Origin of the sequence: Bradyrhizobium sp. 157 (assembly GCF_023073815.1) — a bacterium.
Classification (GTDB): Bacteria; Pseudomonadota; Alphaproteobacteria; order Rhizobiales; family Xanthobacteraceae; genus Bradyrhizobium.
In genome coordinates, this window is record NZ_JADPKF010000100.1 from 75,675 (window position 1) to 93,993 (window position 18,319).

At 62.9% G+C, this 18,319-nt stretch carries 20 protein-coding genes and 1 tRNA gene; 11 read left to right on the plus strand and 10 right to left on the minus strand.

Annotated elements, in window-relative coordinates; translation table 11 throughout:
- Positions 1-27: 27 nt before the first annotated feature.
- The 9 genes from trpA to aroA form a co-directional block, all read right to left on the minus strand.
- The gene (trpA, locus tag IVA95_RS31465; protein ID WP_247514032.1) at positions 28-864 is read right to left on the minus strand and encodes a tryptophan synthase subunit alpha; all 837 of its coding nucleotides are present in this window, start codon (positions 862-864) and stop codon (positions 28-30) included.
- Entirely contained in the window at positions 861-2,078 is a 1,218-nt protein-coding gene (gene trpB, locus IVA95_RS31470; protein WP_247514033.1) for a tryptophan synthase subunit beta, read from the minus strand. Before trpB ends, trpA begins: the two co-directional genes overlap by 4 nt.
- Positions 2,075-2,734, minus strand: coding sequence for a phosphoribosylanthranilate isomerase (locus IVA95_RS31475; protein WP_247514034.1), 660 nt, complete (start codon positions 2,732-2,734; stop codon positions 2,075-2,077). The genes trpB and IVA95_RS31475 overlap by 4 nt, the downstream gene beginning before the upstream one ends.
- Before the next feature lie 63 nt (positions 2,735-2,797).
- The gene (locus tag IVA95_RS31480) at positions 2,798-3,190 is read right to left on the minus strand and encodes a DUF1049 domain-containing protein (RefSeq protein WP_247514035.1); all 393 of its coding nucleotides are present in this window, start codon (positions 3,188-3,190) and stop codon (positions 2,798-2,800) included.
- An 81-nt stretch (positions 3,191-3,271) separates the two neighbouring features.
- Positions 3,272-3,577: an integration host factor subunit beta gene (locus tag IVA95_RS31485; RefSeq protein WP_057844774.1), complete on the minus strand. Its 306-nt coding sequence runs from the start codon at positions 3,575-3,577 to the stop codon at positions 3,272-3,274.
- A 171-nt stretch (positions 3,578-3,748) separates the two neighbouring features.
- Positions 3,749-4,729, minus strand: a complete 981-nt coding sequence (gene sppA, locus IVA95_RS31490; protein WP_247514036.1) for a signal peptide peptidase SppA — start codon at positions 4,727-4,729, stop codon at positions 3,749-3,751.
- A 300-nt stretch (positions 4,730-5,029) separates the two neighbouring features.
- On the minus strand, positions 5,030-6,733 hold the full coding sequence (gene rpsA, locus IVA95_RS31495) for a 30S ribosomal protein S1 (protein ID WP_028347899.1): 1,704 nt from the start codon (positions 6,731-6,733) through the stop codon (positions 5,030-5,032).
- A gap of 373 nt (positions 6,734-7,106) precedes the next feature.
- Positions 7,107-7,739, minus strand: coding sequence for a (d)CMP kinase (cmk, locus tag IVA95_RS31500; protein WP_247514037.1), 633 nt, complete (start codon positions 7,737-7,739; stop codon positions 7,107-7,109).
- Positions 7,736-9,073 carry a 3-phosphoshikimate 1-carboxyvinyltransferase gene (gene aroA / locus IVA95_RS31505; protein WP_247514038.1) on the minus strand — a complete coding sequence of 446 codons (1,338 nt, stop codon included), beginning with the start codon at positions 9,071-9,073 and terminating at the stop codon, positions 7,736-7,738. The genes cmk and aroA overlap by 4 nt, the downstream gene beginning before the upstream one ends.
- 143 nt (positions 9,074-9,216) lie before the next feature.
- Between aroA and IVA95_RS31510 the strand changes: the two genes are divergently transcribed.
- From IVA95_RS31510 to IVA95_RS31520, 3 genes are all read left to right on the plus strand, one after another.
- Entirely contained in the window at positions 9,217-9,642 is a 426-nt protein-coding gene (locus IVA95_RS31510) for a TIGR02300 family protein (protein WP_065726216.1), read from the plus strand.
- 90 nt (positions 9,643-9,732) lie between these two features.
- Positions 9,733-9,808: transfer RNA gene (locus IVA95_RS31515), tRNA-Ala, on the plus strand.
- Between the two features lie 140 nt (positions 9,809-9,948).
- Positions 9,949-10,188, plus strand: coding sequence for a GIY-YIG nuclease family protein (locus IVA95_RS31520; RefSeq protein ID WP_247514039.1), 240 nt, complete (start codon positions 9,949-9,951; stop codon positions 10,186-10,188).
- 11 nt (positions 10,189-10,199) lie between these two features.
- Here IVA95_RS31520 and IVA95_RS31525 read toward each other — a convergent pair whose 3' ends face one another.
- On the minus strand, positions 10,200-10,658 hold the full coding sequence (locus IVA95_RS31525; RefSeq protein ID WP_247514040.1) for a MarR family transcriptional regulator: 459 nt from the start codon (positions 10,656-10,658) through the stop codon (positions 10,200-10,202).
- Positions 10,659-10,824: 166 nt separating this feature from the next.
- Between IVA95_RS31525 and IVA95_RS31530 the strand changes: the two genes are divergently transcribed.
- The 8 genes from IVA95_RS31530 (at position 10,825) to IVA95_RS31565 (ending at position 18,248) form a co-directional block, all read left to right on the plus strand.
- A complete protein-coding gene (locus IVA95_RS31530) occupies positions 10,825-11,250 on the plus strand; it encodes an organic hydroperoxide resistance protein (protein ID WP_247514041.1) in 426 nt (141 codons plus the stop codon).
- A 174-nt stretch (positions 11,251-11,424) separates the two neighbouring features.
- On the plus strand, positions 11,425-12,621 hold the full coding sequence (locus IVA95_RS31535; protein WP_247514042.1) for a CaiB/BaiF CoA-transferase family protein: 1,197 nt from the start codon (positions 11,425-11,427) through the stop codon (positions 12,619-12,621).
- Between the two features lie 289 nt (positions 12,622-12,910).
- Complete coding sequence (gene ugpB, locus IVA95_RS31540) at positions 12,911-14,224, plus strand: sn-glycerol-3-phosphate ABC transporter substrate-binding protein UgpB (RefSeq protein WP_213252516.1); 1,314 nt, start codon at positions 12,911-12,913, stop codon at positions 14,222-14,224.
- Between the two features lie 110 nt (positions 14,225-14,334).
- On the plus strand, positions 14,335-15,216 hold the full coding sequence (ugpA, locus tag IVA95_RS31545; protein WP_247514043.1) for a sn-glycerol-3-phosphate ABC transporter permease UgpA: 882 nt from the start codon (positions 14,335-14,337) through the stop codon (positions 15,214-15,216).
- Positions 15,216-16,064, plus strand: a complete 849-nt coding sequence (ugpE, locus tag IVA95_RS31550; RefSeq protein WP_247514044.1) for a sn-glycerol-3-phosphate ABC transporter permease UgpE — start codon at positions 15,216-15,218, stop codon at positions 16,062-16,064. The genes ugpA and ugpE overlap by 1 nt, the downstream gene beginning before the upstream one ends.
- A 111-nt stretch (positions 16,065-16,175) precedes the next feature.
- Positions 16,176-17,264, plus strand: a complete 1,089-nt coding sequence (locus tag IVA95_RS31555; protein ID WP_247514045.1) for a sn-glycerol-3-phosphate import ATP-binding protein UgpC — start codon at positions 16,176-16,178, stop codon at positions 17,262-17,264.
- A 239-nt stretch (positions 17,265-17,503) separates the two neighbouring features.
- Positions 17,504-17,929 carry an Hsp20 family protein gene (locus tag IVA95_RS31560; RefSeq protein ID WP_028347911.1) on the plus strand — a complete coding sequence of 142 codons (426 nt, stop codon included), beginning with the start codon at positions 17,504-17,506 and terminating at the stop codon, positions 17,927-17,929.
- A 52-nt stretch (positions 17,930-17,981) separates the two neighbouring features.
- Complete coding sequence (locus IVA95_RS31565; protein ID WP_057850486.1) at positions 17,982-18,248, plus strand: DUF1150 domain-containing protein; 267 nt, start codon at positions 17,982-17,984, stop codon at positions 18,246-18,248.
- The last annotated feature ends 71 nt before the right edge of the window (positions 18,249-18,319 follow it).

Consider the following 18,319-nt stretch of genomic DNA (forward strand, 5'->3'; position numbering starts at 1 on the left):
CACGCCTATTTCCACGCAAATTGTGGCTTATTCCGCGGCCTGCTTCGCGCCCCGGACGCCCTGCGCCAGCGACGCCACGACATCGGCCACCGCGGCCACCGTCTTGGTGGTCGCCTGCCCCTGGGCGTCGAGGCTGTCGCGCAGCACATCGACTAAGACGGTGCCGACCACGGCGCCATTGGCCTTCTCGGCAATTGCGCGCGCCGCCTGCGGGGTGCGGATGCCGAAGCCGACGCACACCGGAAGCTTGGTGTGGCGCTTGATACGGGCCACCGCATCGCCGACGACTTTCGAATCGGCCGCCGCAGCACCGGTGATGCCGGTGATCGAGACGTAGTAGACGAAGCCGGAGGTGTTCGCGAGCACCGCGGGCAGGCGTTTGTCGTCGGTCGTAGGTGTCGCCAGGCGGATGAAGTTGAGCCCGGCCTTCAGGGCGGGAATGCAGAGCTCCTCGTCCTCCTCCGGCGGCAGGTCGACGATGATCAGGCCATCGACGCCGGCGGTCCTGGCGTCGGCGAGGAACTTGTCGACCCCGTAAATATAGATCGGATTGTAATAGCCCATCAGCACCAGCGGCGTGGTGTCGTCCTCCTTGCGGAAGCCGCGCACCATCTCGAGCGTCTTCCTCAGCGTCATGCCGCCCTTGAGCGCGCGCAGACCCGCGGCCTGGATCGACGGCCCGTCCGCCATCGGATCGGTAAAGGGCATGCCGATCTCGATAATATCGGCGCCCGCCGTGGGCAGCGCCCTGATGATGTTGAGCGAAGTTAAGGGATCGGGATCGCCGGCCATCAGGAAGGTCACCAGCGCCGAGCGGCCTTCTTTTGCGAGTTCGGCAAAGCGTGCGTCGATGCGGGTGGTCACTGCTTCCTGCCTTTCAAGATCTCCGTGATCTGCGGAATGTCCTTGTCGCCACGGCCGGAAAGATTGACCACCATCAGATGCTCCTTCGGCCGCTTCGGCGCGAGCTCCGTGACCTTGGCGATCGCGTGCGCAGATTCCAGCGCGGGTGGAATGCCTTCCAGTCGCGACAGCAGCATGAAGGCGGCGAGCGCTTCGTCGTCGGTCGCGGAAAGGTAAGTGACGCGGCCGGTCTCATGCAGCCAGGAATGCTCCGGGCCGATACCGGGATAGTCGAGACCCGCCGAGATCGAATGCGCATCCTGGATCTGGCCGTCATCGTCCATCAAGAGATAGGTGCGGTTGCCATGGAGAACGCCGGGCCGGCCGCCGGCGATCGAGGCGGCATGCAGTTGCGTCAGTCCATGGCCGGCCGCTTCGACACCGAAAATTTCGACCGAGCGGTCGTCGAGGAAGGGATGAAACAGGCCCATCGCGTTGGAGCCGCCGCCGATGCAGGCGATCAGTGAGTCCGGCAGCCGGCCTTCGGCCTCCTGCATCTGCTTGCGCGTTTCCTCGCCGATCACCGACTGGAAGTCGCGCACCATCATCGGATAGGGATGCGGCCCCGCCACCGTGCCGATGCAGTAGAAGGTGTTGTGCACGTTGGTGACCCAGTCGCGCAGCGCCTCGTTCATCGCGTCCTTCAGCGTGCGCGTGCCCGACTGCACCGGCACGACCTTGGCACCCAACATCTCCATGCGGAACACGTTCGGCGCCTGGCGGGCGACGTCCACCGCGCCCATATAGACCACGCATTCGAGACCAAAACGCGCGCACAGCGTCGCGGTGGCGACGCCGTGCTGGCCGGCACCGGTCTCCGCGATGATACGCTTCTTGCCCATGCGCCGCGCGACCATGATCTGGCCGAGCACGTTGTTCACCTTGTGCGAGCCGGTATGGTTCAGCTCCTCGCGCTTCAGATAAATCTTGGCGCCGCCGAGATGCTCGGTGAGCCGCTCGGCGAAATAGAGCGGTGATGGCCGGCCGACATAATCCTTGAGATAGCCGGTCATCTCGGCCTGGAACAACGGATCGGCCTTGGCCGCCGCATAGGCTTTTTCCAGGTCGAGGATCAGCGGCATCAGCGTTTCCGCGACGAAGCGGCCGCCGAAATTGCCAAAATGCCCGCGCTCGTCGGGACCGGTACGGTAAGAGTTCGGAAGGCTTGAATTCATCGGACCATCAATTCTTCGGTGGCGCGCGCGGCGCGAATGAAATTGCGGATCAGCTCGGGATCTTTGATGCCGGGCGAACTCTCGAGGCCGGAAGACACATCGACGCCGCCGGCACGGCTGACACGGATCGCCTCAGCAACATTGCCGGCGCTGAGCCCGCCCGAGACCATGAAGGGCAGCTTGAGATCGAGCTTTTCCAGAACGTGCCAGTCGAACACGGCTCCTAATCCGCCGGGACGAGTGGCGCCCTTGGGCGCACGGGCGTCGAACAGCATGCGGTCAGCTACGCTCGCATAGCCCGGCAGCGCGACGAGATCGGCTGAGGTCTCGACCGCGATCACCTTCATGACTGGTAGCGCGAACTTCGCCTTGATGTCGCGCACGCGCGCGATGGTTTCCTTGCCGTGCAACTGCAGCAGGTCCGGCCGCAGTGTCTCGACGATATTTTCAAGCGTCGCGTCGTCGGCATCGACAGTCAATGCCACCTTGGCGGCGCGGCCCTTGACCTCCCGGCCGAGCTCGCGCGCGGTCTCGAGGCTGAGATGACGCGGCGACGGCGGAAAGAATACGAACCCCACCATGTCGGCACCCGCCTCGAGCGCTACATCGAGCGTCTCGCGCGTGGACAGGCCGCAAATTTTGACGAGCAGGGACATGGTCTCTCAGGAGGCGGGTCTACGGCCGCCATGGCCGATTGGAACAAGTTGACGGGGCGGGTTCTACAACGTCGCGCCCTGCTTGTCTCGCCCGGCGGCCCCGTAGAAGCCGTACTGGGACGGCGCCGGAAGCCGCTGCTGATCGGCCCGGGAAACCGCCGCCGCGGCCCGTAAATCGGAAGCTTCCGCCCTGGCCCGGCGAGCATCGGCCTCGTGGTGGCGCGCCGCCCGGCGCCAGTGGCGCTGGCGGAACCAGGTCGCCATGCCGCCTGCCGCCACCCCCAGAATCGCCACCGTGATGATCACGGCGAACAGCGGCATGCTGACCGCAATCGCCGGATCGGTCGAATTGAAGGGATCGAACGACACCGTCACGAAATGACGGTTGGCGACTGCAAAGACGATGAAGATCAGCCCTAAGGGAATGACGACCAGCGCCGTGAAGAACTTTCGCATGACCATCTCTCGTCGTGATGGAGAAAGGCGGGCACGAGCCCCGCAACACGGCTACATCTAATCAAAAGCCCGAAAAAATGCTTATGCGCCGGCCTCGGGGGAGCCGTTGTCGCGGTTCAGCCGCTCACGCATTTCCTTGCCCGTCTTGAAGAACGGGACGCTCTTCTGGTCGACCGGCACATGGGCGCCAGTGCGCGGATTGCGCCCCGCCCGCGCCGGGCGATGCTTGACCGAGAAGGCGCCAAAGCCGCGCAGCTCGACACGGTCGCCGCGCGCTAGCGCTGCGACAATTTCATCGAGGATCGCGTTCACAATGTTCTCCACATCCCGCTGATAGAGGTGCGGGTTGTGCTCGGCGATGCGCTGAACAAGTTCGGATTTGATCATCGAAGTTGGGATCCGGGATCGTGCGGATATCCATTTCCGTGAAAATGCCTTGCACTGTCAAGACGCTAAATCACTTTTGGGCAGCGAGAAATGGCGCGACAAACCGCCCGGAAGCGGTTTGTGACAATACCCGCAATGCGGGAGAACGCAGCGAAGGGCAGCCGCAGCGGCTCAATTGGAGGCTGCGGGGCGCCACAATGCCAGCATGCCGTCGAGCGAGAGCTGATCGATCGCCTGTGCGACCCCGGCCTGCTCGATCTGACGCGCGATGGAACTCAACCCGAGCGCATCGAACGCGATGGAAGCCGCCGTGCGCAGAAATGTCAGGTCACCAAACTGCGGATTCAGCTTGTAATCGCGCACCGGCAGGTCGCTCTTGATCTTCTTCTCGGCGACCAGCCACGCGACGGCTGCTTTTTCATCGCCGAGCTGATCGACCAGTTTCAGTTCGACCGCCTGACGGCCGGTGAAGACGCGACCATCCGCAACTTTTTCGAGTAGCGCGTCATCCATGCCGCGCCGCTCCTTCACCAAGCCGCGGAACCAGGCATAGGAATCCTTCACCAGCGCATCCAGCGCAGCGCGCGCTTCCGGGCTGGTCGGCTCGAAGCCATTGGGCGCAGCCTTCAACGGCGAGGATTTCACCTCCTCGACCTTGACGCCCACGGTCTTCATCAGCTCGGTGAAATTCGGAAATTGAAACAGCACGCCGATGGAACCGACCAGCGAGCTCTGCCGGGCGACGATGTGATCGGCGGCCATCGCCGCGATGTAACCGCCTGAAGCAGCCAGCCCCTCGACCACCACCACCAGCGGCTTTTTGGCCTTAAGCCGAACCAGCGCCTCATGCAGTTGCTCGGAGCCGGCCGTGGTGCCGCCCGGCGAGTTGATGTGCACGATAACCGCAGCATGGCTCGATTTCTCCAGCCGCTCCAGCGCCTCGACGCGCTGTTGGTCGCTGCGGATCAGCCCTTCGATATTGACGCGCGCGATCGATCCCGATGGCGTCAGGGCGGCCGGCCCGCGCGTTGTCGCGATTGCGCCAAAGGTGACGATCGCCGCGATCGTGACAAGGCCAGCCATGATACGCCAGAACGTCAGCTTCCGGCGGATCCTGCGGCGATCGACGATCACGTCCGAATCGAGCGACATCGAAACTCTCCTGAAACAATCAGCGCGTTTTGCACTCGCAGCGTGAGCTAAGCTTTACCTGATTACATCAATTGCGATGCAATATGAAGAAAGCAAGGACCCCGTTTCCTGTTTCCCTTCTCCCCTTGTGGGAGAAGGTGGCGCGGACGAAGTCCGCGACGGATGAGGGGTCTGCCTCCGCGGAGAGGACCCCTCATCCGCCTTGCCTTCGGCAAAGCACCTTCTCCACAAGGGGAGAAGGAAGAACGAAAAGGCCCCGGTCGAAACCGGGGCCTGATGTCGCAGACAACGAGCGAACGCTTACTTCTCGCGGTTCTTAAGCGCGGTGCCGAGAATATCGCCCAGCGTCGCTCCCGAATCGGAGGAGCCGTACTGCGCGATGGCTTCCTTCTCCTCGGCGACTTCCAGCGCCTTGATCGAGACCTGCACCTTGCGGGCCTTCTTGTCGAACTGGATCACGCGGGCATCGACCTTCTCGCCAACGGCAAAGCGTTCGGCGCGCTGATCGTTGCGGTCGCGGGCCAGTTCGGAGCGCTTGATGAAGGTGGTGAAGTCGGTGCCCGAGATCTTCACCTCGATGCCGGCTTCCTTCACTTCGAGCACTTCGCAGGTCACGACCGCGCCCTTCTTGACGTCGCCGGGTTCTGCGAAGGGGTCGCCTTCGAGCTGCTTCACGCCCAGCGAGATGCGTTCCTTCTCGACATCGACGTCGAGCACCACGGCCTTGACCATGTCGCCCTTCTTGAAGTTGTCGATGACCTGCTCGCCCGGCAGCTTCCAGTCGAGGTCCGACAGATGGACCATGCCGTCGACGTCGCCGTCGAGGCCGAGGAACAGACCGAACTCGGTCTTGTTCTTGACCTCGCCTTCGACCACCGAACCGACCGGGAACTTCTCGACGAAGACTTCCCAGGGGTTGCGCATGGTCTGCTTGAGGCCGAGCGAGATGCGGCGCTTGACGGAATCGACTTCAAGCACCTGCACTTCGACTTCCTGCGAGGTCGAAACGATCTTGCCGGGGTGCATGTTCTTCTTGGTCCACGACATTTCCGAGACGTGGATCAGGCCTTCGATGCCCGGCTCCAGTTCGACGAACGCGCCGTAGTCGGTGATGTTGGTGACGCGGCCGGTGAAGCGCGCGTTCAGCGGGTACTTCGCCTCGATGCCCTGCCACGGATCGTCCAGCAACTGCTTCATGCCGAGCGAAATGCGGTGGGTCTCGTGGTTGATCTTGATGATCTTGACCTTCACGGTCTGGCCGATGGTCAGCACTTCCGTCGGGTGATTGACCCGGCGCCAGGCGATATCGGTGACGTGGAGCAGGCCGTCGATGCCGCCGAGATCAACGAAAGCACCGTAATCGGTGATGTTCTTGACCACGCCATCGATCACCTGACCTTCTTCGAGGTTCTGCACCAGTTCCTGGCGCTGCTCGGCGCGGGTCTCTTCGAGAACCGTGCGGCGCGACACCACGATGTTGCCGCGGCGGCGATCCATCTTGAGGATCTGGAACGGCTGCGAGTTGTTCATCAAGGGAGCGACGTCGCGGATCGGGCGAATATCGACCTGCGAGCGCGGCAGGAAGGCGACAGCGCCGTCGAGGTCGACGGTGAAGCCGCCCTTGACCTGGTTGAAGATGACGCCGTGAACCTTCTCGTTGTTGTTGAAGGCCTTCTCGAGCTTGCCCCAGCTTTCCTCGCGGCGCGCCTTGTCGCGCGACAGCACGGCTTCGCCGAGCGCATTCTCGATTCTGTCGAGGAAGACCTCGACCTCGTCGCCGACCTTGAGATCGCTTTCACGGCCGGGGCCGGCGAATTCGCGCAGCGCCACGCGGCCCTCGGTCTTCAGGCCGACGTCGATGACGGCCATATCCTTTTCAATTGCAACCACCTTGCCCTTGATGACGGAGCTTTCCTGCAGATTGCCGCCGGCAAAGGACTCGTCCAGCATCGCAGCGAAATCGTCGCGGGTCGGATTATAAGAAGCAGCAGTAGTCGAAGCCATTTTTTCTCCAATGCGGGATATTGCCGGCCGTTCGGGTTAAAGGGCGCATCGCGCGTGAAGTGTCAGGGGTCCGCAAACCCTGACGACCGCATTTGCGGAGGGCGCAAAAGCGGGCCGGCAGCATGCCTGCACGTTCGATACGTTGATTGTCTATCCGGAGCCTGAAACGAGCGTATCGACCTCAGGAGCCTGGAGCGGGCTTTCCTCCAATGACGGCGGGAGGTTCAAACCTCCGGCCGGCCCGCTCGGACAGCCCTGATCTCATCGATGGCGGCCCGGATGGGCGTGGATATAGCCCCACGGGCCATTTTCGGCAAGCCGGAAATGCCCGATTTACAGGCGGTTCGGGTCGCCGCGACGGGTCAAATCCTGGCTATTTCCGTTTGGCGCGGACGGCCTCGACGATGGCAATTGCGGCGCGAACGCCGGCCTCGATGTCGAGATTGGAATTATCCAGGACGTGGGCGTCGTCGGCCGCTTTGAGCGGGGCGGCAGCCCGATTGCGGTCCCGCTCGTCGCGCTTGAGGATATCGGCCAACACCAGCGCCTCATCGGCCTCCTCGCCCCGCGCGCGGGCTTCGAGCGTCCGTCGGCGGGCCCGCACCTGCGGATCGGCGACCACGAAAATCTTCACGTCGGCATTCGGGCAGATCACGGTTCCAATGTCGCGGCCGTCGAGTACGGCGCCCGGCGGACCGGCCGCGAACTGGCGCTGAAAATTGACCAGCGCCTCGCGCACACTGGGGATAGCCGACACCACCGAGGCGGCGTCGCCGATCCGTTGCGTCTTGAGCTCGGGATGTCCGAACTTCTCGGGATCAAGCTCCATCGCGAGGGCGACGGCCCGCGCCTCGTCCGTCAGATCGAAACCCTCGTCCAGCAACGCCTTCGCCACCGCGCGATAGATCACGCCGGTGTCAAGGTGGCGATAGCCGTAATGATGCGCGAGGCGTTTGCCGAGCGTACCCTTGCCGGATGCCGCCGGTCCGTCGATGGCGATGATCATGAAAACTCAGCTCCCAGCGATCGCATCATCGGAATGAAATCCGGAAAGCTGGTGGCGATGAAGGCGGTGTCGTCGACCTTGACCGGCTTGTCGGCGGCAAGCCCCATCACCAGCGCCGACATGGCGATCCGGTGGTCCATGTGGGTGGCGACGAGACCGCCGCCGGGCACGTGGCCGCGGCCCTCGACGATCAAATCATCGCCCGCGATCTCGACCCTGACGCCGTTGACGCGCAGCATGTCGGCGGTCGCCTCCAGCCGGTCGGACTCCTTGACGCGTAGCTCCTGCAGGCCGCGCATGATGGTGGTGCCTTCGGCGAACGAGGCTGCGACCGCGAGCACCAGATATTCGTCGATCATCGACGGCGCGCGCTCCGGCGGCACCTCGACGCCGCGCAGTTTTGAGGCGCGCACGCGCAAGCGGGCCATCGGCTCGCCAGCGTCGCCGCGGACCTCGCTTTCCTCGATGGCGGCGCCCATCTCGCGCAGCGTCGTGAGCAAGCCGGTGCGCAACGGGTTGGTCATCACGTCGGAGAAGGTCACGTCGGAGCCGTCGACAATCAGCGCCGCGACGATCGGGAATGCCGCCGAGGATGGATCGGCAGGCACCACCACGTCAGCGCCGTGCAGTTCGGGCTGGCCGGTGAGCGCGATCTTGCGGCCGTGGCTTCCTTCCGTGACTGAGACGATATCTGCGCCGAAATGTTTCAGCATCAGCTCGGTGTGATCGCGGCTGGCTTCCTGCTCGATGACGGTCGTAACGCCGGGCGCGGCAAGTCCCGCCAGCAGCACCGCCGATTTGATCTGAGCCGAGGCCACCGGTGTGCGATACACGATCGGCACGGGATCGCGGGCGCCATGCAGCGTCAGCGGGAGGCGGCCGCCTTCCTTGATCTCCCCGGCTTTGGCTCCCATCAGTTCCAGGGGATCGAGGATCCGGCGCATCGGGCGAGAGCGCAGCGAGGCATCGCCGTCGAACACGGCCGTGATCGGGCAGCCGGCCACAGCCCCCATCACCAGCCGGCACCCGGTACCGGAATTGCCGAAATCGAGCGGAGAAGCCGGCTGGGCGAAGCCTGCCACGCCCACGCCCCTGACCTGCCAGGCAAACGGCCCGGTTCGCTCGACCTGGGCGCCCAGCGCCTGCATCGATTTGGCGGTGTTGAGGACGTCCTCGCCCTCGAGCAGGCCCGAGATCCTGGTTTCGCCGACCGAAAGTGCCCCCAGGATGAGTGCGCGGTGCGAAATCGACTTGTCGCCGGGAACGCGGACTTTCCCGGCCAAGGGACCGCTGGCGCGGGATTCCAGCGGGGTCTGGGTGGTTGAATGGGTCAAGATGGTGGTCCTCTGCGGGGGCGGCAGTATCACATGGACCACACGGCGTCACGCGGCCCTCAAAAGCTTCAAAGCGCTATTGACACCGGCCCCTCAACTAGCCAAGTGAAGCACCGTTTTTCAGAATTTCCCAGGATCTACACGTGGCCAAATCCGATCTCGGAACCAAGCGTATTTGCCCGACGACGGGTAAGAAGTTCTATGACCTGAACAAGAGCCCGGTGATTTCGCCCTACACCGGCGAGGTCGTTCCGATTGCCCCGATCGCGCCGCCGCGGGCTGCCCGTGGCGATGCCGCGCGCGCTGCTGCTGCCGCTTCGGCCACTGCCGCTGCCGACATGCCGGAGGCCGCCGAGGCCGAAGAATTGGTCTCGCTCGAGGAGGCTGACGCCGAGGAGAACACCGGCAAGGTGAAGGCGGTGGTTCCCGAATCGGAAGACGATATCGAGATCGACGAGACCATCGAGGACGATGACGACGACGATTCCACCTTCATTCCGGACGAGGAAGAAGGCGATGAGGACGTCACCGACATCATCGGTGACGTCGGAGGCGACGAAGAGACTTGAGATCGGCCCAGAACTATGTTCTGGGTCTCCCCCGCGAGTCGCCCAAGGCTCGCGGGAGCATGGTCGGAAAGACCGTGCCTTGACTGTGACGGGGCCATAGCTCAGCTGGGAGAGCGCTTGCATGGCATGCAAGAGGTCGGCGGTTCGATCCCGCCTGGCTCCACCACGCTTCGCCCTTCGGGCTTCGCGTGGCGCAGCCACGTGATGGCCGAAGGGCGAAGCGTGGTGCCCGGCGTAGCCCAAAGGGCGAAGACGGGCTGGTAGACGTTGCGTGATAGCCTTTAGATCGCGATCTCGCGGATTATCATGTGGTACGTCTACATCATCCGCAGCCTCAGCTTCCCTGAACAGGAATACATCGGTGCTACTGCAGATCTGAGGCGACGATTGCCCGAGCATAATGCCGGCAGGTCCACGCATACTGCGAAGTTCAAGCCTTGGGAATTGGTCTGGTACTGCGCCTTTCCCGACAAGTACAAAGCTCTCGAGTTTGAGAAGTATCTCAAATCCCACTCCGGCCGCGCCTTCGCCAAGAAGCGCCTCTAGCCGCACGTCCCTCACTCCCCCACCACCGCATTCAATCGATCGCGTAGCGCAACGATCTCGTTCTTCATCGCCACCAATTCGCCGACCGAGCAGGCTGATGCCGCCAGGATCGCCTGCGGCACAGCTCTCGCTTTCTCCCGCAGCGCTTCGCCCTTTGGCGCCAAGGCGATCAGCACCTGCCGCTCGTCCTCGGTGCTGCGTGTCCGCTTGATCAGTTCGGCCGCCTCCAACCGCTTGAGCAGCGGCGTCAGCGTGCCGGAATCCAGGTGCAGCCGCTCGCCGACGTCTTTCACCGGTACGCCGTCGCGCTCCCACAGCACCAGCATGACCAGGTATTGCGGGTAGGTCAGGCCGAGCCGGTCGAGCAGCGGCTTGTAGACGCGGTTGAACGCGTGCGCGGTGGAATACACCGCAAAGCAGAGCTGATTGTCGAGTTTCAGCGGCAGGTCGGCCGCGTGTTTTCTGGCCATCACAACCTCGTCAATGGGTGGCGCCCTTCCCCGATTCGGAGCCGCAAGCGCTTGATTTCAATTGCATACAATTAAATTGCGACCTCTGCAATAATTTATATTGCGCACGATCTAATTGTGTGCAATACACCGTTCATCGAAACGGCAAACCCAAGGGGAGACCGACATGTCCGTGAACGTGCTCTACAAGACCAGCGCCAAGGCCACCGGCGGCCGCGATGGCCACGCCGCCACCCTCGACGGCGCACTCGACGTCAAGCTCGCCACCCCGAAAGAGCTCGGCGGCGGCGGTGGCGCCGGCAACAATCCCGAACAGTTGTTCGCGGCCGGCTATGCCGCCTGCTTCATCGGCGCGATGAAATTCGTAGCTTCCCAGGGCGGCCCGAAGGTGCCGGCGGACGCCTCGGTGACCTCCACCGTCGGGATCGGCCCGCGCTCGGCCGGCGGCTTTGGCCTCGACGTCGAACTCGCCGTCTCCCTGCCCGGCGTTCCCAAAGCGGAAGCGGAAGCCCTGGTCGCGAAGGCCCACCAGGTGTGCCCGTATTCCAACGCCACCCGCGGCAATGTCGACGTGCGCCTGACCGTCGTCTGACGACGATGCACGATTGGCCCGCCGCCGATATAGGCGGGCCATTCGTCCCGCGGAATTTTCACCTCGTGCTACGGCGGTCGCGTCATGCGCCTGTGCGCGAGACGTCATTGCCGCCGCGCCCGAAGACCGCTAGCTCAAAGCCTCCATTTCTTATCCTGAGCGAAGGTCTTCTCCATGAGTTCTCCCGGCGCAATGACCGGCCTGCGCGTGATCGATCTGACGCGCGTGCTCGGCGGCCCCTATTGCACGCAAATCCTCGCCGACCACGGCGCCGACGTGATCAAGGTCGAGCCGCCGGCCGGCGATGAAGTGCGCGACTGGGGCCCTCCGTTCCACGAAGAGGACGCGGCCTATTTCGTCGGGATCAACCGCAACAAGCGCTCGATCGGCCTCGACCTCGCGTCCGAAGACGGGCGCGCGGTGCTGATGAAGCTATTGGAGACGGCCGACGTCCTGATCGAGAATTTCAAGCCGGGCACGCTCGACAAATGGGGCATCGGCAACGACGTCTTGCGCGCGAAGTTTCCAAAGCTGGTGCACTGCCGGATTTCCGGCTTCGGCGCCGATGGCCCGCGCGGCGGCAATCCCGGCTATGACGCGATCATCCAGGCCATGACCGGCATGATCGCGGCGACCGGCTCGCCCGAAAGCGGCCCGATGCGGATCGGCGTTCCCCTGGTCGACATCACCACCGGGCTTTACGCGGCGATCGGTATCCTGATGGCGCTGTCGGAGCGGCAGCGTTCGGGTCTCGGCCAGTTTCTTGAAACCACGCTGTATGAAACCGGGCTTGCGATCATGCATCCGCACACCGCGAACTATTTCATGCATGGCAAGCCGCCGTCGCTCACCGGAAACGAGCACCCGAACCTCGTTCCTTACGCGATCTTTCCGACCAAGACCGACAACATCTTCATCGGTGTCGGCAACGACGGCACCTTCCGCAAGCTCGCCAAGGAAATCGGCAAGCCCGAACTCGGCACCGATCCGCGCTTTGCCCGCAACAAGGACCGTATCACCAACCGCGACGCGCTGCGCGTCGAGCTTGCCGCCGTGTTCAGCCAGCATGAGGCCGAACCGCTGTGCAATCGGCTGCTGGCGGCCGGCCTGCCGGCGGGTCCGGTGCAGAAGATCGACCAGGCGCTGACCAATCCGCATACGCTGCATCGTGGCGATATCATCGAAAAGGACTGGTACAAGGGCGTCGCCTCTCCGATCCGGCTGGAGCGGACCAAGCCCAGCCTGCGTCGCACGCCGCCGAAATTCAGCCAGCACACATCGGAGGTGCTGGGCGAGTTCGGCTACTCGACGGGCGAGATCGAGGCGCTGGTCGCCAAGGGCGCGGTCTGCGGCTCCGAACGCAAGCGCTGAGGCTCTCGTGTCGCGGACGCGGTGCAGCGTGCAACGCTGCTCCGCAGCGCCGGGACCTACCGCCGATATGTAATCTGAATGGCGCTCGCTGGGCCCCGGCTCTGCGGCGCATCACTTCGTGCTGCGCCGCGTCCGGGGCACGCCGTCACCGCATGCCTTCGCCTATTTTCCGGCTTCCCCAGCCGTGAGCTTTCCCACTAGCATCCTTTCGCTTATAGGGTCATTTGCACGTCATCCGGCGCTGCTATCGCGCGAAACGAAGGTGACGACCCCAACCTGGAGGAATTACATGGCATTTCGACAATTTGGCCCAGCCGCGGCAGTTACTGTCGCGCTGGCGTTCGCAACACCTGCCCACGCTGTGACGGAGATCCAGTGGTGGCACGCCATGACCGGCGGCAACAACGACATCGTCAACAAGCTTGCCGAGGAATTCAACGCCAGCCAGTCCGACTACAAGGTCGTGCCGTCCTACAAGGGCAGCTATCCCGACACCATGAACGCCGGCATCGCCGCCTTCCGCGCCGGCAACGCGCCGCACATCATGCAGGTGTTCGAGGTCGGCACCGCGACCATGATGAGCGCCACCGGCGCCATCAAACCGGTCTACCAGCTGATGAAGGATGCCGGCGAGCCGTTCGACCCCAAGGCGTATCTGCCGACCATCACCGGCTACTACTCGACCTCGAAGGGCGAGATGCTGTCGTTCCCCTTCAACTCGTCCTCCATGGTGATGTGGATCAACAAGGACGAATTGAAGAAGGCCGGCGTCACCGAAATCCCGAAGACCTGGCCGGAAGTGTTCGACGCTGCCAAGAAGCTGAAGGCGGCGGGGCATGCGACCTGCGGCTTCTCCAACGCCTGGGCAAGCTGGGCGCATATCGAGCAGTTTTCAGCCTGGCACAACGTGCCAATCGGCACCAAGGCCAACGGCCTCGACGGCTTTGATACCGAGCTGAAGTTCAACTCGCCGCTGCACGTAAGACATCTGCAGAACCTGGTCGATCTGCAGAAGGACAAGACCTACGACTATGGCGGGCGCACCAGCACCAACGAAGCCCGCTTCGGCTCCGGCGAATGCGCGATCTTCCTGACCTCATCGGGCTATTACGCCACCGCCAAGGGCACGGCCAAGTTCGACTTCACCTCGGCGCCGATGCCCTACTACCCTGATGTGCCCGGCGCCCCGCAGAACTCAATCATCGGCGGCGCGTCGCTCTGGGTGATGGGCGGCAAGAAGCCGGAAGAATACAAGGGTGTCGCAAAGTTCTTCACCTTCCTGTCGGATACCAACCGCCAGGCCAAGCTGCACCAGGAGTCCGGCTATCTGCCGATCACCAAGGCGGCCTACGAGAAGTCGATCAAGGACGGCTTCTACGAGAAGAACCCGACCTTGCAGACTCCCTTGAAGGAACTCACCAACAAGGAGCCTACCGAGAATTCGCGCGGCCTCCGCTTCGGCAACATGGTGCAGATGCGCGACCTCTGGTCTGAGGAGATCGAGGCGGCGCTGGCCGGCAAGAAGTCCGCGAAGGAAGCCCTCGATGCCGCCGTCGCCCGCGGCAATGCGATGTTGCGCGCCTTCGAGAAGACTGCAAAGTAAGACGGCCGAGGGGGCGTCATTGCGAGCGAAGCGAAGCAATCCATAGTACCGCATAACGGACTAATGGATTGCTTCGTCGCTTACGCTCCTCGCAATGACGAAAGTGCTGAATGGAAAAGTCCACTGTCTTCAACAACCGACTGCTGCCTTATCTACTGCTGCTGCCGCAGCTCGTCATCACGGTTGTCTTCTTCTATTGGCCGGCAAGCCAGGCGATCTGGCAGTCCTTCCTGCGCGAGGACGCGTTCGGTCTCGTCTCCGAATATGTCGGGCTGGAAAATTATCAGGCGCTGTTCGCTCAGCCGGAATATTACCGCTCGATGCTGACGACGGTGGTCTTCTCGACGCTGGTTGCGGCGCTGTCGCTCTCGATCGCGCTGTTGTTCGCAACCCAGGCCGACAAGAACCTGAAGGCCGCGCCCGCTTACAAGACGCTGATGATCTGGCCCTATGCGGTGGCGCCCGCGGTGGCCGGCGTGCTCTGGTTCTTCATGTTCCAGCCTTCGCTCGGCATGCTGGCGCGTCCGCTGCGCGGCATGGGTCTCGACTGGAATCCGCTGCTTAACGAGAACCACGCCATGATGCTGGTGGTGATGGCATCCGTCTGGAAGCAGATTTCCTACAATTTCCTGTTCTTTCTCGCCGGCTTGCAATCGATCCCGAGGAGCGTGATCGAGGCCGGCGCCATCGACGGCGCCGGGCCGATGCGCCGCTTCTGGACCATCATCTTTCCGCTGCTATCGCCGACGACGTTCTTCCTGCTGGTGGTCAACGTCGTCTACGTCTTCTTCGACACGTTTGGCATTATCGACGCCGTTACCGGCGGCGGACCCGCCGGCGCCACCACCACCATGGTCTACAAGGTCTATGCCGACGGCCGTCTCGGCGGCGATCTCGGCGGCTCGGCTGCGCAGTCGGTAGTGCTGATGGTTATCGTGATCGCGCTGACCGCGATCCAGTTCCGCTATGTCGAACGCAAGGTGCAGTACTGATGGTCGAGCACCGCCCGCTCACCGATTTCATTGCCTACGCCATCCTGACGCTTGGCGTGTTCATTGTCGCTTTCCCGGTTTATCTTGCGCTGATCGCCTCGACGCATGACGCGGCGACCGTGGTCGGCGGCCATATGCCGGCGACACCCGGCAGCCGCACGCTGGAGAATTATTATCGCGCCATCTTCGTCGGCGGCACGCGCACCAGCCGCGAGCCTGTGGCCAACATGCTGATCAACTCCTTCGTCTCGGCGATAGGCATTGCAGTGGGCAAGATCTTCATCTCGATCCTGTCGGCCTATGCGGTGGTCTATTTCCGCTTTCCCTTCCGCAAGACCGCGTTCTGGATCATCTTCATCACGCTGATGCTGCCGGTCGAAGTGCGCATCTATCCGACCTACAAGGTCGTTGCCGACCTGCGCATGCTCGACACCTATGCCGGGCTTATCCTGCCGCTGATTGCATCCGCCACCGGTACGCTCCTTTTCCGCCAATTCTTCATGACGGTGCCGGATGAACTGCTGGAAGCCTCGCGCATAGACGGCGCCGGACCTTTCCGCTTTTTTTGGGATACGCTCTTGCCACTGTCGGTGACGACCATGGCGGCGCTATTCGTGATCCAGTTCATCTATGGCTGGAATCAATATCTCTGGCCGCTTTTGATCACGACACAGGATTCGATGCAGACCATCGTGATTGGCATCAAGAAGATGCTAGTGACGACAGACGAGCTCGCCGAATGGCAGCTCGCGATGGCGACCGCGGTCCTCGCCATGCTGCCGCCGGTCGCCGTCGTCATATTCATGCAGCGGCTGTTCGTGCGCGGCCTGGTCCAGACGGAAAAGTGAGTATGGCGAATAGCCAATGGCGAGTGGCGAATAGAGTGTTTGCGCCTTCTCGCTCGCGTGCGCTTCCCTATTCGCTACTACTCCCCATTCGCCGTTCGCTGGGAAAACTCCATGGCTAATGTAACCCTCCGCAACGTTCGCAAAACGTATCTTGGCGGCTTCGAGGCCATCAAGGGCATCGACTTTGAGGTCAGCGACGGCCAGTTCTGCGTGCTGGTCGGCCCGTCCGGCTGCGGCAAGTCCACCCTGCTGCGCATGGTCGCGGGGCTGGAGACCATCACCGGCGGCGAGATCGATATCGGCGGGCGCGTCGTCAACCAGATCGAGCCGGCCGAGCGCGACATTGCGATGGTGTTCCAGAATTACGCGCTCTACCCGCACATGAGCGTCTACAACAACATGGCCTACGGTCTGCGCAATCGCCGCATGGCCGAGGGCGAGATCAAGACGCGCGTCGAGGAAGCCGCGCGCATTCTCGAGCTCGGCGCAATGCTCGACCGCAAGCCGCGGCAATTGTCGGGCGGCCAGCGCCAGCGCGTGGCGATGGGCCGCGCCATCGTGCGGCAGCCAAAAGTCTTTCTGTTCGACGAACCACTGTCGAACCTAGACGCCAAGCTGCGCATCGCCATGCGCGTCGAAATCCGCAAATTGCAGCGCCGGCTGTCCACGACATCGATCTACGTCACTCATGACCAGCTCGAGGCGATGACGCTCGCCGACATTCTCGTCGTGATGAACGGCGGCCAGGTTGAGCAGATCGGCAACCCGCTGGAAATTTACCAGAAGCCCGCCACCACCTTCGTCGCCTCCTTCATTGGCGCTCCGCCGATGAATCTGATGCCGCTGCGCTCCGAATTGAAATCGCAACTGGCCGACGATGCCCGCGCCGCCGAAGCCGGCATCATCGGCATCCGGCCTGAGGATTTTGTCATCTCGAACCAAACGGTGTCCGGCGGCGTGGCGCTCGGCCTCACCGTGGAAGCGATCGAGCGCGTTGGCGCCGAGACCTTCGTCTACGGGACGCGGCAGCAGGAGATGCAGGGGGTCGCCGCCACCCCGGGCGAACTGCCGCCGGGGGAAATCATCGTGCGCATTCCCGGCGCTGTCGGCCCCGCCATCGGCGAGCGAATCAGGGCCGTCGCCGCGCCCGACAAGCTGCATCTGTTTACCGCCGATGGAAAGAAGCGCATCGAAGCATAGCCGTGTCATTCTGGGGCGATGCGGAGCATCGAACCCGGAATCTCGAGATTCCGGGTTCGCTTCGCGCCCCGGAATGACAGGCGATAAACCACTGCCGCAGCGATTTACACAGGTTTCAGAGGTGCTTGAACCCTCCCCAAATCACCCCCATATTCTCCCCTGACCGGACGGCAAGTCGGCCGGCCGGTTGAATGGGGCGCCGCAAGGGCCCCTCAAAGTCGCTTCGAGAGGACTTTGTGATGTCTCGTGTTCCTTCGTTATCAAGTCCGTTCCTGCTTGGGTTCGACGAAATCGAGCGTGCGCTCGATCGCGTCGTCAAAGGCGCCGACGGCTATCCTCCCTACAACATCGAGCGGTGTGACCGCGCCAACGGCCAACCCGAACGGTTGCGCATCACGCTGGCGGTGGCGGGTTTTACCCGTGACCAACTCGATGTGACCATTGAGGAAAACCAGCTCGTGATCCGGGGCCGCCAGCAGGACGACAAGGCCCGGCAATACATCCATCGCGGCATCGCCGCCCGCCACTTCCAGCGCACCTTCGTGCTGGCGGAGGGGATGCAGGTGCTGGGCGCGGATTTGAAAAACGGGCTGTTGTCGATCGACCTTGCCAGGCCGGAACCTGAAAGGGTCGTTAAGACAATCGCTATCAATGAGCACGAATAATAGTGGAACAAGGAGCGGACTCGACCGCTTAGTCTCCAGAGGAGTCGAGACCATGAGTGACGTGAGTGTGACCTTCGAACCCGAAAAAGTTTCCGTTGAGGCACTGGCCCATCTTGGTGAAGGCCACATCGCCTACGTGAAACAAGTCCGTTCCGAGGACGTGCCGGGACTGTTTCCGCAGGCGCCGAAAATCGCGCCGGGGCTGAAACTGTTCGCGCTGCATGCCGCCGACGGCACCCCGATCATGCTGACCGATAGCCGCGAAGCGGCGATCGCCAACGCATGGAGCAACGAGCTTCAGGCCGTCAGCGTGCACTGACGCAGCGCTTGCTGCTGTCACTGACGAAGCTTCGCCGGCATCGGCTGATCTGATGCCGAGGTGCGAGAAGA